At 73.0% G+C, this 13,570-nt stretch carries 15 protein-coding genes; 12 read left to right on the top strand and 3 right to left on the bottom strand.

Annotation, left to right across the window (positions count from 1 at the left end; all coding sequences use genetic code 11):
• Nucleotides 1–2: 2 nt before the first annotated feature.
• A complete protein-coding gene (locus AB0C04_RS12045) occupies nucleotides 3–536 on the top strand; it encodes an HNH endonuclease (RefSeq protein ID WP_357052085.1) in 534 nt (177 codons plus the stop codon).
• Between the two features lie 17 nt (nucleotides 537–553).
• Here AB0C04_RS12045 and AB0C04_RS12050 read toward each other — a convergent pair whose 3' ends face one another.
• The 3 genes from AB0C04_RS12050 to AB0C04_RS12060 all read right to left on the bottom strand — a co-directional run bounded on the left by AB0C04_RS12050 (nucleotide 554) and on the right by AB0C04_RS12060 (nucleotide 2,506).
• The gene (locus AB0C04_RS12050) at nucleotides 554–1,396 is read right to left on the bottom strand and encodes a class F sortase (protein ID WP_357052088.1); all 843 of its coding nucleotides are present in this window, start codon (nucleotides 1,394–1,396) and stop codon (nucleotides 554–556) included.
• 13 nt (nucleotides 1,397–1,409) lie between these two features.
• Nucleotides 1,410–1,949 carry a hypothetical protein gene (locus tag AB0C04_RS12055; protein WP_357052091.1) on the bottom strand — a complete coding sequence of 180 codons (540 nt, stop codon included), beginning with the start codon at nucleotides 1,947–1,949 and terminating at the stop codon, nucleotides 1,410–1,412.
• A gap of 86 nt (nucleotides 1,950–2,035) precedes the next feature.
• Nucleotides 2,036–2,506 (bottom strand): Lrp/AsnC family transcriptional regulator, encoded by a 471-nt coding sequence (locus tag AB0C04_RS12060; protein ID WP_357052094.1) that lies wholly within the window; start codon nucleotides 2,504–2,506, stop codon nucleotides 2,036–2,038.
• A gap of 146 nt (nucleotides 2,507–2,652) precedes the next feature.
• Between AB0C04_RS12060 and AB0C04_RS12065 the strand changes: the two genes are divergently transcribed.
• Genes AB0C04_RS12065 through AB0C04_RS12115 form a run of 11 tightly spaced genes read left to right on the top strand, consistent with a single transcriptional unit; the run spans nucleotide 2,653 to nucleotide 13,360 of the window.
• Entirely contained in the window at nucleotides 2,653–3,555 is a 903-nt protein-coding gene (locus AB0C04_RS12065; protein WP_357052097.1) for a tryptophan 2,3-dioxygenase family protein, read from the top strand.
• 20 nt (nucleotides 3,556–3,575) lie between these two features.
• Nucleotides 3,576–4,883, top strand: coding sequence for a kynureninase (gene kynU, locus AB0C04_RS12070; protein ID WP_357052100.1), 1,308 nt, complete (start codon nucleotides 3,576–3,578; stop codon nucleotides 4,881–4,883).
• Nucleotides 4,880–6,211 (top strand): NAD(P)/FAD-dependent oxidoreductase, encoded by a 1,332-nt coding sequence (locus AB0C04_RS12075; RefSeq protein WP_357052103.1) that lies wholly within the window; start codon nucleotides 4,880–4,882, stop codon nucleotides 6,209–6,211. Before kynU ends, AB0C04_RS12075 begins: the two co-directional genes overlap by 4 nt.
• Before the next feature lie 23 nt (nucleotides 6,212–6,234).
• Nucleotides 6,235–7,716: a 2-hydroxymuconic semialdehyde dehydrogenase gene (locus AB0C04_RS12080; RefSeq protein WP_357052281.1), complete on the top strand. Its 1,482-nt coding sequence runs from the start codon at nucleotides 6,235–6,237 to the stop codon at nucleotides 7,714–7,716.
• Between the two features lie 32 nt (nucleotides 7,717–7,748).
• A complete protein-coding gene (locus tag AB0C04_RS12085; protein ID WP_357052285.1) occupies nucleotides 7,749–8,543 on the top strand; it encodes a fumarylacetoacetate hydrolase family protein in 795 nt (264 codons plus the stop codon).
• Nucleotides 8,540–9,490 (top strand): acetaldehyde dehydrogenase (acetylating), encoded by a 951-nt coding sequence (locus AB0C04_RS12090; protein ID WP_357052106.1) that lies wholly within the window; start codon nucleotides 8,540–8,542, stop codon nucleotides 9,488–9,490. The genes AB0C04_RS12085 and AB0C04_RS12090 overlap by 4 nt, the downstream gene beginning before the upstream one ends.
• Nucleotides 9,487–10,560, top strand: a complete 1,074-nt coding sequence (gene dmpG / locus AB0C04_RS12095) for a 4-hydroxy-2-oxovalerate aldolase (RefSeq protein ID WP_357052109.1) — start codon at nucleotides 9,487–9,489, stop codon at nucleotides 10,558–10,560. The genes AB0C04_RS12090 and dmpG overlap by 4 nt, the downstream gene beginning before the upstream one ends.
• Nucleotides 10,557–11,330 carry a fumarylacetoacetate hydrolase family protein gene (locus AB0C04_RS12100; RefSeq protein WP_357052112.1) on the top strand — a complete coding sequence of 258 codons (774 nt, stop codon included), beginning with the start codon at nucleotides 10,557–10,559 and terminating at the stop codon, nucleotides 11,328–11,330. The genes dmpG and AB0C04_RS12100 overlap by 4 nt, the downstream gene beginning before the upstream one ends.
• A 43-nt stretch (nucleotides 11,331–11,373) precedes the next feature.
• Complete coding sequence (locus AB0C04_RS12105; protein WP_357052114.1) at nucleotides 11,374–11,805, top strand: RidA family protein; 432 nt, start codon at nucleotides 11,374–11,376, stop codon at nucleotides 11,803–11,805.
• Complete coding sequence (locus AB0C04_RS12110) at nucleotides 11,802–12,326, top strand: 3-hydroxyanthranilate 3,4-dioxygenase (protein ID WP_357052117.1); 525 nt, start codon at nucleotides 11,802–11,804, stop codon at nucleotides 12,324–12,326. The genes AB0C04_RS12105 and AB0C04_RS12110 overlap by 4 nt, the downstream gene beginning before the upstream one ends.
• Complete coding sequence (locus AB0C04_RS12115) at nucleotides 12,326–13,360, top strand: amidohydrolase family protein (protein ID WP_357052120.1); 1,035 nt, start codon at nucleotides 12,326–12,328, stop codon at nucleotides 13,358–13,360. Before AB0C04_RS12110 ends, AB0C04_RS12115 begins: the two co-directional genes overlap by 1 nt.
• Nucleotides 13,361–13,570: the final 210 nt, after the last annotated feature.

Genomic DNA, 13,570 nt, shown 5'->3' on the forward strand with positions numbered 1-13,570 from the left:
CGATGCCTGACATACGACCCACGGTGGGCTCCGGTGCGCTGGTCCTCAACGCCACCTACGAGCCGCTGTGTGTCGTGTCGGTGCGTCGTGCCGCGATCCTCGTCCTCTCCGCCAAGGCGGTCTGTGTCGCCGACGGCGACGGCATCCTGCACAGCGCCCGGAACGCCCTGCCGGTGCCCTCGGTGGTCAGGCTGACCCGGTTCGTCCGGGTGCCCTACCGCACCCACGTCGGTCTGTCCCGGCGGGCGATCTTCGCCCGGGACGGCTGGCGCTGCGCCTACTGTCGGGGCCCCGCCGAGACCATCGACCACGTCTTCCCCCGCAGCCGGGGCGGCCGGCACGCCTGGGAGAACGTGGTCGCCGCCTGCGCCCGCTGCAACCACACCAAGGGCGACAAGACCCCCGCCGAGCTGGGCTGGCGACTGCACTCGTCGCCCGCGGCACCGAAGGGCACCGCCTGGCGGGTGCTCGGCCACCGGGCACCCGACCCGCGCTGGGCCGACTGGCTCGACCTGCGCGAACCCGAGGCGGCCTGAGGCCGGCGGTTGGCCGGTCACTGGCGCACCTTCACCAGCGAGGCGAAGACCACGACGTTGTCCGCGTAGCCGGTCTCCCCGCCGACCCAGCGCCCGCCACAGGTGATCAGGCGCAGGTTGGGGCGGCTGAAGTCCCCGAACACCTCGTCCACCGGCAGATCCGCCTTGTCGAACTTCTCCACCGAGTCCACCTCGAAGACGGCGATCGTGCCGTCCTCCCGCCGGACCTCCACCCGGTCGCCGGGGCGCAGCCCCTTCAACTCGTGGAAGACCGCTGGTCCGGTGGTGGTGTCCACGTGTCCGACGATCACCGACGGGCCGTACTGGCCGGGTGTCGGCCCCTGGTCGTACCAGGCGGCCTCCTGGGCCCGGGCGGCGTCCGGCACTCCGATGCTGCCGTCCGGGGCGATGCCCACGCTGTGCACCGGGGCGCGCAGGTCGATGGAGTGGATGCTGAGGTCCACCGGGCGGCTCGCCGGCAGCACCGGGAAGTTCTTCGGCGGCGGCCGGAGCCCGGCGCTGAGCTGCTCCGGCAGCACGTTGATCCCGGTGATCCGCTCCACCCCCAGCATCGCGACGATCAGCACCATCAGCCCCGCGATCAGCAGCACCGGCAGTCCCGGCCCGACGCCGATGCCGATCCGGCGGCGCGCCGTGGGCCCTGCCCGCGGCCGCGCCGGCAGTGGCGGGGCCTTCGGGTCGGTGCTGGCGAGGCTGGCGGCGATCGTGTGCCGGCCGACCCGGCGCAGCCGGCCCGAGGTCCTGGCCACCAGCCGGCCGGACGCCCGCAGGACCGATCGGGCCGTCGAGCCGGCCCGGGGCCGGTCCGGTCGCCTGCGCCGCGAGGGTGAGCGGGCCATGATGCCCCCCGGGTCAGGACCCGGACCCGGTCCGTCGGCGGCCACCGGCCATGCCGAGCGCCACCGCGGCGGCCACCACGACCACCCCGCCGATCAGCAGCAGCGTGCCGGTGCCCCGGCCGACGGCCGTGCCCCCGCCACCGGTCGCCGGGCCCTTGCTCGGTTGGGCCATGTTCAGCACGGTGAGGGTGGTGGACGCGGTGTTGCCGTTCTGGCACCGCAGGTTGACCGGGTAGTCACCGGGTTGCTTGTCGCTTGGCACGGTCGCCGAGCCGGTCAGGAAGCCGTTGTCCGGCCGCAGGGTGACCCGGTTGAACGCCTCCGACTGCACCTCGGCCTGGCGGTTGTTGTCGTTGTCGCAGCTGGCCCGGAGCTGGACCCGGCCGCCCGCCTGGACGCTGCTCGGCGTCACCTCGATGAACGTGTTCTCGCCCGCCCGAGCGGGCCCGGCGCCGGCCAGGACGAACGCCGCGATCAGCGCGAACGCCCCGAGCAGCCTGAAGATGGTCGACGGGGCGGGAAACACGCCACCGTCCGGTCGCAGACCCCGCATGATCCTCCCTCCCGGCACCGGTGCACCGGTCCTGCTGGGGCGACCCGCGGTGCTTTCCCCCTGGTCTGCCGGCTAACCCGGGCGCCTCAGCGGCGGCGGCCGCCAGAGGCGTCGTCCGGGCCGGCGAGCGGGGTGACCGGGTGCCAGTCCAGCGGGGTGGAGAGCACCATCGTGCTGGACGGCTGGCCGTACGGGGCGAGCCGGTCGATGACCCGCTCGAAGTCGGTGATCGAGCCGGCCGCGACCTTGAGCATGCTGCACGCGTCCCCGGTGATGCGGTGGATCTCGAGGATCTCCGGCCAGCCGGCCACCTCGGGGTCGTGCAGGATGCAGCGCGAGCCGTAACAGGACATCCGGATGAGGGCGACCACACCACGACCGGCCCGACTCAGGTCGACGTGGGCGTGGTAGCCGGTGATCACGCCCGACTCCTCCAGCCGGCGGACCCGCTCCGCCACCGCAGGCGGGGAGAGGTGCACCCGGCGGGAGAGTTCACTGAAGGAGAGGCGCGCGTCGGCCTGCAGCTCACGCAGCAGCGCCCAGTCCATGTCGTCCACGAGGCGACCTTACATTCGGCAACCGGAAGCAATCTCATGCCTTCGGTGTGGCAGGCCCATCCGCGCCGTCGCCGTTGATCCGGCATTCCATCCGCCGATCCAGGCGCGGGATCATGACCTCACCCCGGTTTCTTGAGGAGACGACGTTGGAACAGACGGAGCTGCGGGCGCCCGCCCTGACCGCAGCGGTGCGCCCGATCACGCCGCAGCAGCGGGCGGCCACGGCGGCGCGCAACGGTGGCGGACCGACGCTGGAGTTCGCCGAGCAGGTGCCCTACGACGCGTACACCCACGCCAGCACACTGCACCGGCTGCAACAGCCGCTCAGCGACGACCCGGGCGAGATGTCCTTCCTCATGGTCAGCCAGATCATGGAGCTCTACTTCGGGCTGACCCGCCACGAGCTGATCGAGGCCCAGCGACTGCTCCGCGCCGACCAGGTCTGGGAGGCGCTGGCGCCGCTGCGCCGGGCCGGGCTGCACCTGGAGGGGCTCAACGCCGCCTGGCGAGGGCTGCGCTGGATGACCCCGGCCGACTTCAACCGCTTCCGCGACCTGCTCGGCGACGCCTCCGGCTTCCAGTCGGCGATGTACCGGCACCTGGAGTTCCTGCTCGGCCTCCGCGACCCCGCGCTGATCCGGCCGTTCCGCCGGCAGACCGAGGTGTACGCCGAGCTGGGCGCCACGCTGGCCGCGCCGAGCCTCTGGGACGACGTGATCGCCCTGCTCGCCCGCAGGGGCTTCGACCTCCCGGCCGAGCTGCTGTCCCGCGACGTCTCGGTCGAGCACCAGCCGGAGCCCCAGGTCGAGGCGGCCTGGGTGCGGATCTACGCCGACAGCGGGCCGGAGAACGATCTCCGGCTGCTCGGCGAGGCGCTGACCGAGGTGGCCGAGCAGTTCGGCGACTGGCGATGGCAGCATGTCAAGGCGGTGCAGCGGACCATGGGCGCCAAGGTCGGCAGCGGTGGCTCCGCCGGGCTCGCGTGGTTGCAGCGCAGCATGGCCCGGGTGGTCTTCCCGGAGCTGTGGTCGGCCCGCACCAACATGTGACCGGAGAGCGAGACACCCCCATGAACGCCCCGCACCCCGCACCGTCCCACCTCACCGCAGCGGAGGCCGAGGCGCGCCGACTGGACGCCGCCGATCCCGGGCACCGCCACCTGTTCCACGTGCCGCCGGCCGAGGGCGGTCGCTTCCCCGAGGTCGCCTACCTGGCCGGCAACTCGCTCGGGCTGCAACCGCGGGCCACCCGCGACGAGCTCCTCGCCGACCTGGACGCCTGGCGCCAGCTCGGCGTCGAGGGGCACCTGGAGGCCGAGCGGCCCTGGTTGCCGTACCACGAGCTGCTCACCGCGCCGGCCGCGCGGCTGGTCGGCGCCCTGCCGGCGGAGACCGTGGTGATGAACTCGCTCACGGTCAACCTGCACCTGCTGATGGTCAGCTTCTACCGTCCGGCGGGCCGGCGGACCCGGATCGTGATCGAGGACGCCGCCTTCCCCTCCGACAGCTACGCGGTGCGCAGCCAGGCCCGGTTCCACGGGTTGGACCCGGACGAGGCCGTGGTCCGGTTGACGCCACGACCCGGTGAGGACGCCCTGCGCACCGAGGACGTGCTCGACTACCTGGCCACCGAGGGCGACCGGGTGGCGCTGGTGCTGCTCGGCGGGGTCAACCACCTGACCGGTGAGCTGCTGGACATCCCGGCCGTGACCGCGGCCGGCCGGGCCGCCGGCGCGGTGGTCGGCTGGGATCTCGCGCACGCCGCCGGCAACGTGCCGCTGGCCCTGCATGACTGGGACGTGGACTTCGCCGCCTGGTGCTCGTACAAGTACCTGAACTCGGGGCCGGGTGCGCTGGCGGGTGTCTTCGTGCACGAGCGGCACCTCGGCGACCCGACGCTGCCCCGCTTCGAGGGGTGGTGGAGCACCGAGGCCAGCACCCGGTTCGAGATGACCCCGGTGTCCCGGCCGCCGGCCACCGTGGAGGCATGGCAGATCTCCAACCCGCCGATCTTCGCGATGGGTCCGGTCCGCACCTCGCTGGAGCTCTTCGACTCGGTCGGCATGCCGGCGCTGCGCGAGCGGAGCCTGCGGCTCACCGGATACCTGGAGCGGCTGCTCGACGAGGTGACCGCCGGCCGGCCGCTGACCGTGGTCACCCCGCGCGACCCGGCGCGACGCGGCTGTCAGCTCTCGGTGCGGATCGGGGCGGGCAGCGCCAACGAGCTGACCAAGCGGCTGCGGCACGAGCACGGCGTGATCGCCGACGCCCGGGAGCCGGACGTCGTACGGTTCGCGCCGGTGCCGCTCTACTCGACCTACCACGACTGCTGGCGGGTCGCCGACGCGCTGGCCGCCACTGTGGAGAAGAACCGATGACGGAACGCGACGAGATCGCGGTGGTCGGCGCCGGGCTCGCCGGCTGCCTGCTGGCCTGCTTCCTGGCCCGGCGCGGCTACCCGGTGGCGCTCTACGAGCGGCGGCCGGATCCGCGTTCCGGCCGGGTCGAGCGGGGCCGCTCGATCAACCTGGCGCTCTCCGAGCGTGGCCTGGACGCGATGCGCCGGATCGGCCTGGACACCCAGGTGATGACGGACGCGCTGCCGATGCGCGGCCGGATGATCCACCCGGTGGCGGGGGAGCCGCAGTTCCAGTCCTACAGCGCCGCCGGAGACCGGGCGATCAACTCGATCAGCCGGGGCGCGCTGAACAACGCGCTGCTCGACGCGGCCACGGCGCTGCCCGGCGTGCGGGTCGCCTTCGACCACCGGCTGGTCGGGCTGGACCCGGCGACCGGCGAGATGACCTTCGAGACCCCGCAGGGCAAGGTGGTGGCGACCGCGCCGGTGGTGCTCGGCGCCGACGGGGCCGGCTCGGCGGTACGCGGGCAGCTGCTCGGCCACGGACTGCTGACCGAGAGTCTGGACTTCCTCGACTACGGCTACAAGGAACTCACCATTCCGCCGCTCGGCGGCGACTTCGCGCTCAACCCGGACGCGCTGCACATCTGGCCCCGGGGCACCTCGATGATGATCGCCCTGCCGAACCCGGACCGCTCCTTCACCTGCACGCTCTTCTGGCCCACCCACGGCACGGCCAGCTTCGCCTCGCTGGGCAGCCCGGCGGCGATCGAGCGGCACTTCGCCGAGCACTACCCCGACCTGGTGCCGCTCGCGCCCAACCTGGTGGACGACTACCAGCACAACCCGGTCGGCGTGCTCGGCACCGTCCGGTGCACCCCGTGGCAGGTGGACGGGAAGGTCGGCCTGCTCGGCGACGCGGCGCACGCCATCGTGCCGTTCTACGGCCAGGGCGCGAACGCCGCCTTCGAGGACGTGGTCGAGCTGGATCGCTGCCTCGACGAGTGCGCCGACAACTGGGCGAGCGCGCTGCCGCTGTTCCAGCGACGCCGGCAGGAGAACACCGAGGCGATCGCCCGGATGGCGCTGGCCAACTTCGTGGAGATGCGGGACAAGGTCGCCTCACCGCTGTTCCAGCTCGGCCGGCGGGTCGAGCACGCACTGGAGCGGGCGCTTCCCGGCCGGTACGTTTCCCGGTACGAGCTGGTGTCCTTCTCCACCACCCCGTACGCCGAGGTGCGCCGTCGGGTGCGCCGGCAGCATCGGCTGCTCGGCGCGGCCGCCGCGGGCGCGGTGGTGCTGCTGGGCGGTGTGGTCGGGGCCCTGATCAGCCGAGGGAGGCGCTGATGACGCTCTGGGATCCCCGGCTGATGGCCGGCCACGCGGCGGACGGTCCGGGCCTGCTGCGCAACTTCGTCGGCGGCGAGTTCCTCGACGGCGGGCGACGGTTCGCCAAGCGCAGCCCGGTGACCGGCGAGCCGGTCTTCGAGGTGGCCGAGGCGTCGCAGTCCACGGTGGACGACGCCGTCGCCGCCGCCCGGGCGGCGCTGCGCGGACCGTGGGGCCGGATGGGGGAGCGGGAGCGCGCCGAGGTGCTCCGCCGGGTCGCCGACGAACTGGAACGCCGCTTCGACGACCTGGTCACCGCCGAGGTGGCGGACACCGGCAAGGCCATCGCGCAGGCCCGCACCCTGGACATCCCACGCGGCGCGGCGAACTTCCGGGCGTTCGCCGAGATCGTCGCCACCGCGCCCACCGAGTCGTTCACCACGGTCACCCCGACCGGCGGCCGGGCGCTCAACTACGCCGTCCGCAAGCCGGTCGGCGTGGTGGCCGTCATCGTGCCGTGGAACCTGCCGCTGCTGTTGCTCACCTGGAAGGTGGCGCCCGCGCTGGCCAGTGGCAACGCGGTGGTGGTCAAGCCCAGCGAGGAGACCCCGGCGTCGGCGACCCTGCTCGCCGAGGTGATGGCCGCGGCCGGCGTGCCGGCCGGGGTGTTCAACCTGGTGCACGGCTTCGGGCCGGACTCGGCCGGGGAGTTCCTCACCCGGCACCCCGGCGTCGACGCGATCACCTTCACCGGCGAGTCGGCCACCGGCAGCGCCATCATGCGGGCCGCGGCCGACGGGGTGAAGGCGGTCAGCTTCGAGCTGGGCGGCAAGAACGCCGGGCTGGTCTTCGCCGACACCGACCTGGACGCCGCGGTGGCCGGCTCGGTCCGGTCCAGCTTCACCAACGGCGGTCAGGTGTGCCTCTGCACCGAACGCATCTACGTGCAGCGGCCGGTCTTCGAGGAGTTCACCGCGCGGCTGGCCAAGCGGGCCGGCGAGTTGGCGTACGGCTGGCCGGCCGACGAGGCCACGGCGAACATGCCGCTGATCTCGCACACCCACCGGGACAAGGTGCTCGGCCACTACGACCTGGCCCGGGCCGAGGGCGCCGAGGTGCTCACCGGGGGCGGCACGCCGCGCTTCGGCGACGCCCGCGACGGCGGGGCGTACGTGCAGCCGACCGTGCTCACCGGGCTCGGCCCGGACGCCCGGACCAACCGGGAGGAGATCTTCGGCCCGGTGGTGCACGTCGCGCCCTTCGACGACGAGGAGGAGGCGTACGCCCTCGCCAACGGCACCGAGTACGGGCTGGCGGCGACCGTGTGGACCCGGGACGTGGGCCGGGCGCACCGGGCCGGCGCCCGGCTCGACGCCGGCATCGTCTGGGTGAACACCTGGTTCCTGCGCGACCTGCGCACCCCGTTCGGCGGGGTGAAGGCGTCCGGGATCGGCCGCGAGGGTGGCGTGCACTCGCTGGACTTCTACTCCGAACTCACCAACGTCTGCGTGGACCTCTCGTGAGCGAGCGCAGCGAGCCAACCGACGGGCGGCAGATGGACGTCGACATCGAAGCGGCGAACCGTGAACTCGCCGAGGCGCGCAGCAGCGGGAAGCCCTGCGCGCCGCTGCGCGGGCGGCTGCTGCCCGAGGGGGACGTCGAGTCGGCGTACCGGGTGCAGCAGCTCCAGGCGCGCGCCTGGCAGGGTCGCGGCGAACGCCGGGTGGGCGCCAAGATCGGGCTGACCTCCCGGGCGGTGCAGGAGAGCCTCGGCGTCTTCCAGCCGGACTTCGGCATCCTCACCGACGCGATGGCGGTCGGCGACGGGGTCGAGGTGCCGATCGACCGGCTCCTGCAGCCCCGGGTGGAGGCGGAGGTCGCCTTCGTGCTCGGCGCCGACCTGCCCGACGAGCGGGTGACCACCGCGACGCTGATCCGGGCGGTCGACCACCTGCTGCCGGCCATCGAGATCGTCGACTCCCGGATCGCCGGCTGGGACATCTCCATCGTGGACACCGTCGCGGACAACGCGTCGAGCGGGATGTTCGTGCTCGGCACCTCGCCGCGCCGCCTCGCCGACGTCGACCTGCGGCTGTGCGGCATGGTGCTGGAGCACGCGGGTGAGCCGGTCTCGGTCGGCGCGGGGGCGGCCTGCCTCGGCAACCCGCTGCACGCGTTGGAGTGGCTGGCGCGCACCCTGGCCCGCTCGGGCGACCCGCTGCGCGCCGGTGACGTGGTGCTCTCCGGGGCGCTCGGCCCGATGGTGCCGGTCACCCCGGGCGCGGCGTACGAGGCCCGGATCTCCGGCCTCGGCTCGGTCCGGACCTGCTTCGGAAAGGAAGCGGCATGAGTGCGAGGGCGACCGGGGTGGCGGTGATCGGGTCGGGCAACATCGGCACCGATCTGATGATCAAGGTGTTGCGGCTGAGTGACCGGCTCCGCATGGTCGCGATGGCCGGCATCGACCCGGAGTCGGACGGCCTGGCCCGGGCCCGCCGGCTCGGCGTGGCGACCACCGCCGGCGGCGTCGACGGCCTGGTGGCGATGCCCGAGTTCGCCGACGTCGAGCTGGTCTTCGACGCCACCTCGGCCGGGGCGCACCGGCACAACGACGCGGTGCTGCGCGCGTACGGCCGCACCGTGGTCGACCTGACCCCGGCTGCCATCGGCCCGTACGTGGTGCCGCCGGTCAACCTCGACGAGCACCTGCACGAGCGCAACGTCAACATGGTCACCTGCGGCGGGCAGGCCACCGTGCCGATCGTCGCCGCGGTCGGTCGGGCCACCCCGGTGGCGTACGGCGAGATCGTCGCCTCGATCGCCTCGCGGTCGGCCGGGCCGGGCACCCGGGCGAACATCGACGAGTTCACCGAGACCACCGCCCGGGCGATCGAGGTGGTCGGCGGGGCCGAGCGGGGCAAGGCGATCATCGTGCTCAACCCGGCCGAGCCGCCGCTGCTGATGCGCGACACCGTCTACTGCCTCTGCCCGGACGCCGACGCGGACACCGCCGCCATCGCCGCCTCGGTGGCCGACATGGTCGCCCGCGTCCAGGAGTACGTGCCGGGCTACCGGCTCAAGCAGGACGTCCAGTTCGACCGGGTCGACACCTACGTCCCGTCGCTGGGCCGCCACCTCACCGGCCTGCAGGTCTCGGTCTTCCTGGAGGTCTCCGGCGCCGGGCACTACCTGCCGGCGTACGCCGGGAACCTGGACATCATGACCTCGGCCGCGCTGCGCACCGCGGAGCGGCTGGTCGCGCTGCGGGGCGCCGCATCCACGGGGGTGACCGCGTGACCGACCTCTACATCCAGGACGTGACGCTGCGCGACGGCATGCACGCCGTCGGTCACCGCTACACCGTCGACCAGGTGCGCACCATCGCCGCCGCGCTGGACGCGGGCGGGGTGGCCGCGATCGAGGTGGCGCACGGCGACGGGCTCGCCGGATCCAGCGTCAACTACGGCCACGGCGCGGCCAGCGACGCGCAGTGGATCGCGGCGGCGGCCGAGGTGATGTCCAACGCGAGGCTGACCACGCTGCTGCTGCCCGGCATCGGCACCATCGCCGACCTGAAGGCCGCGAAGGCGCTCGGCGTGACCAGCGTCCGGATCGCCACCCACTGCACCGAGGCCGACATCTCCGCCCAGCACATCTCCTGGGCCCGGGAGAACGGCATGGACGTGGCCGGCTTCCTGATGATGTCGCACATGAACGACCCCGCCGGGCTCGCCGCACAGGCCAAGCTGATGGAGTCGTACGGGGCGCACTGCGTCTACGTCACCGACTCCGGCGGTCGGCTGCTGATGTCCGACGTGGCGCAGCGGGTCGACGCCTACCGGCAGGTGCTGGAGCCGCAGACGCAGATCGGCATCCACGCCCACCACAACCTCTCGCTCGGGGTGGCGAACAGCGTGCTGGCCGTCGAGCACGGCCGGATCACCGGTGCCGGGCCGGCCGGCGCGCAAGCGCCGCACGGGCGGACCGTCCGGGTGGACGCCTCGCTGGCCGGGCAGGGCGCCGGCGCGGGCAACGCTCCGCTGGAGGTCTTCGTGGCGGTGGCCGAGCTGCACGGCTGGAAGCACGGCTGCGACGTCTTCGCGCTGATGGACGCGGCCGACGACCTGGTCCGCCCGACGCAGGACCGGCCCGTCCAGGTCGATCGGGAGACCCTCTCGCTCGGCTACGCCGGGGTCTACTCCAGCTTCCTGCGGCACGCCGAGCGCGCCTCGGCGAAGTACGGGGTGGACGTCCGTTCGATCCTGGTCGAGCTGGGGCGACGCCGGATGGTCGGCGGCCAGGAGGACATGATCGTCGACGTGGCGCTGGACCTGGCCGGTCGGCGCGAGCAGGAGGAACCCGCATGATCGGGCCGGACACCGTCGGGATCGCCGAGAAGCTGGGAGTGGCGGCCGACACCGCCACCGCGATCGGCCAGCTCGCCGCCGACACCGGCCTCGACGTGGATGCCGCGTACGCCGTGCAGACCGCGCTGGTGCGGCGCCGGCTCGACCGGGGCGAGCGGCTGGTCGGGCTGAAGATGGGGCTCACCAGCAAGGCGAAGATGGCCCAGGTCGGCGTGGACGAGGTGATCTGGGGCCGGCTCACCGACGTGATGCGGGTGCCCGACGGCGGCACGGTCGACGTCGGCGGGTACATCCACCCGCGGGTGGAGCCGGAGGTGGCGTTCCTGCTCGACCGGCTCCCCGAACCGGGCGAGCCGGTGGGTGACTTCACCGACGCCGTCCGCGCCGTCGCTCCGGCGATCGAGCTGATCGACTCCCGGTACGCCAACTTCACCTTCTCGCTGCCCGACGTGATCGCCGACAACACCTCGGCCGCGGCCTTCGTGGTCGGCCCGTGGTCGCCGGTGCCGGACGGCCTGGAGAATCTCGGCGTGCTGCTGGAAGTCGACGGGCGGGTGGCCCAGGTCGGCTCGACCGCGGCGATCCTCGGCGACCCGCGACGGGCGCTCGACGAGGGAATCCGTTTGGCCGGGCGGCACGGGGTGCGACTGCGCGAGGGCTGGGTCTTCCTGGCCGGCGCGGCGACGGCGGCGGTGCCGCTGCGCCCGGGCGCGCACGTGCGGGCCGTGGTCGAGAAGCTCGGCGCGGCCTCGCTGCGGGCGGCGTCGTGACCGCGAGGAGCGACGAGGCCCGGGCGCGAACGGCGGCACCGCGGTGAGCGCGGGTGAGGCCCGGGTGGTGGCCGGCAAGGCCGTGCCGCGCGGGGCGTTCCCCCACGTCAAGGTGGCCGGCGGCTTCGTCTTCGTCTCCGGTACGTCGTCCCGCCGGCCGGACAACACCTTCGCCGGGGTCGAGGTGGACGAGTTCGGCACCACCGCCCTGGACATCCGGGCGCAGACCCGGGCGGTCATCGAGAACATCCGCGACCTGCTGCGCTCCGTCGGCGCCGAGCTGGCCGACCTGGTCCAGGTCACCAGCTACCTGGTGAACATGAACGACTTCGGCGGCTACAACGAGGTGTGGGCGGAGTTCTTCGACGCCACCGGGCCCACCCGGACGACCGTGGCCGTGCACCAGCTGCCGCACCCGCACCTGCTCATCGAGATTCAGGCCGTGGCACTTCTCCCCTCAGGAGGTCAGTCGTGAGCGAGATCGCCGAGCCGTTCAGCTTTCCGGGATGGATCGCGGAGAACCAGCACCTGCTGAAGCCCCCGGTCGGCAACAAGGAGATGTTCCCCGGCGGGGACGACTTCATCGTGATGGTGGTGGGCGGGCCGAACCAGCGCACCGACTTCCACATCGACCCGTACGAGGAGTTCTTCTACCAGGTCAAGGGCAACATGCACATCAACCTGATGCTCCCCGAGGGGCCGCGTACGGTGCACGTGCGCGAGGGTCAGATGTGGATGCTGCCCCGCAACACCCCGCACTCGCCGCAGCGCCCGGAGGCCGGCTCGATCGGTGTGGTGGTGGAGCGGATCCGGGAGGAGGGCACCCTGGAGAAGTTCCAGTGGTACTGCGCGGAGTGCGGCTACAAGGTGCACGAGGTGGAGTTGCAGGTGCGCGACATCGCCGCCGACCTGCCCCCGGTCTTCCAGGCCTTCTACGCCGACGAGAACGCGCGTACCTGCGCCAACTGCGGCGCGCTGCACCCGGGCAAGGGCTGATGGCGGAACCCGCCCGAGGCCTGCCGGGGCAGGCACGGTCCCCGGTGGTCGACGTGCACACGCACGTCGTACCGAAGGGGTGGCCGGACCTCGGCGCCGCGTGCGGTGGGTCCGACTGGCCGTGGCTGCGGATCGACTCCGAACGCGCCGCCATGATCATGGTCGGCGAGACGGAGTTCCGGCCGGTCGGCGCCGAGTGCTGGGACGCGCCGACCCGGCTGGCCGACATGGACGCTGACGGCGTCGACGTGCAGGTCGTCTCGCCGACCCCGGTCTTCTTCAGCTACGACCGCCCTGCCGACCAGGCGGTGAAGGTGGCCCGGATCTTCAACGACCTCACGCTGGCGGTGACCGAGGCCGGCGGGGAGCGGCTGGTGCCGTTCTGCCAGGTGCCGTTGCAGGACCCGGACGCCGCCTGCGCGGAACTGGACCGCTGCCTCGCCAACGGACACGTCGGCGTGGAGATCGGCAACCACGTCGGCGACCGCGACCTGGACGACGAGGGCGTGGTCAGCTTCCTGCAGCACTGCGCGCGGGTCGGCGCCCCGGTCTTCGTCCACCCGTGGGACATGCCGGGCGGTCCTCGACTGGACCGGTGGATGGCCCGCTGGCTGACCGGGATGCCCGCCGAGACCCACCTGTCGGTGCTGGCCCTGATCCTCGGCGGTGTCTTCGACCGGGTGCCACCCTCGCTGCGGATCTGCTTCGCGCACGGCGGTGGCAGCTTCCCGTTCTGGCTCGGCCGTGCCGAGAACGCCTGGCACCGCCGGGGCGACCTGGTCCGTGGCGCCTCGACCGCGCCACCCAGCTCGTACCTCGACCGGTTCAGCGTCGACTCGGTGGTCTTCGCCACGCCCGCGTTGCGACTGCTGGTGGAGACCATGGGGGAGGACCGGGTGCTGGTCGGCAGCGACTACCCGTACCCGCTGGGCGAACGCCCGGTCGGCCAGGTGGTGCACCAGGCCGACTTCCTCACCGCCGAACAGCGCGACAAGCTCCTCTCCGGCAACGCCCGGCGCTTCCTGTACGGCTGACGGCTGGCGTCCTGCCCTCCGGGTCGCCCCGCCACCCTGTCTCTGCCGCTCTGCCGCTCTGCCGCTCTGCCGCTCTGCCGCCTGGTGCCGTGCGTGCCGCCTGCCGCGTGCCGCACGCCCTGCAACCTTTGCTCTGCTTCAGCCCAGGCGACACTGATGGGCCTCAGGTGGCGCCTGGGCTGAAGCAGAGCAAAGCGTCCGGAGAAGGGT

Origin of the sequence: Micromonospora sp. NPDC048909 (assembly GCF_040649635.1) — a bacterium.
In the GTDB taxonomy this organism is placed as follows: Bacteria; Actinomycetota; Actinomycetes; order Mycobacteriales; family Micromonosporaceae; genus Micromonospora.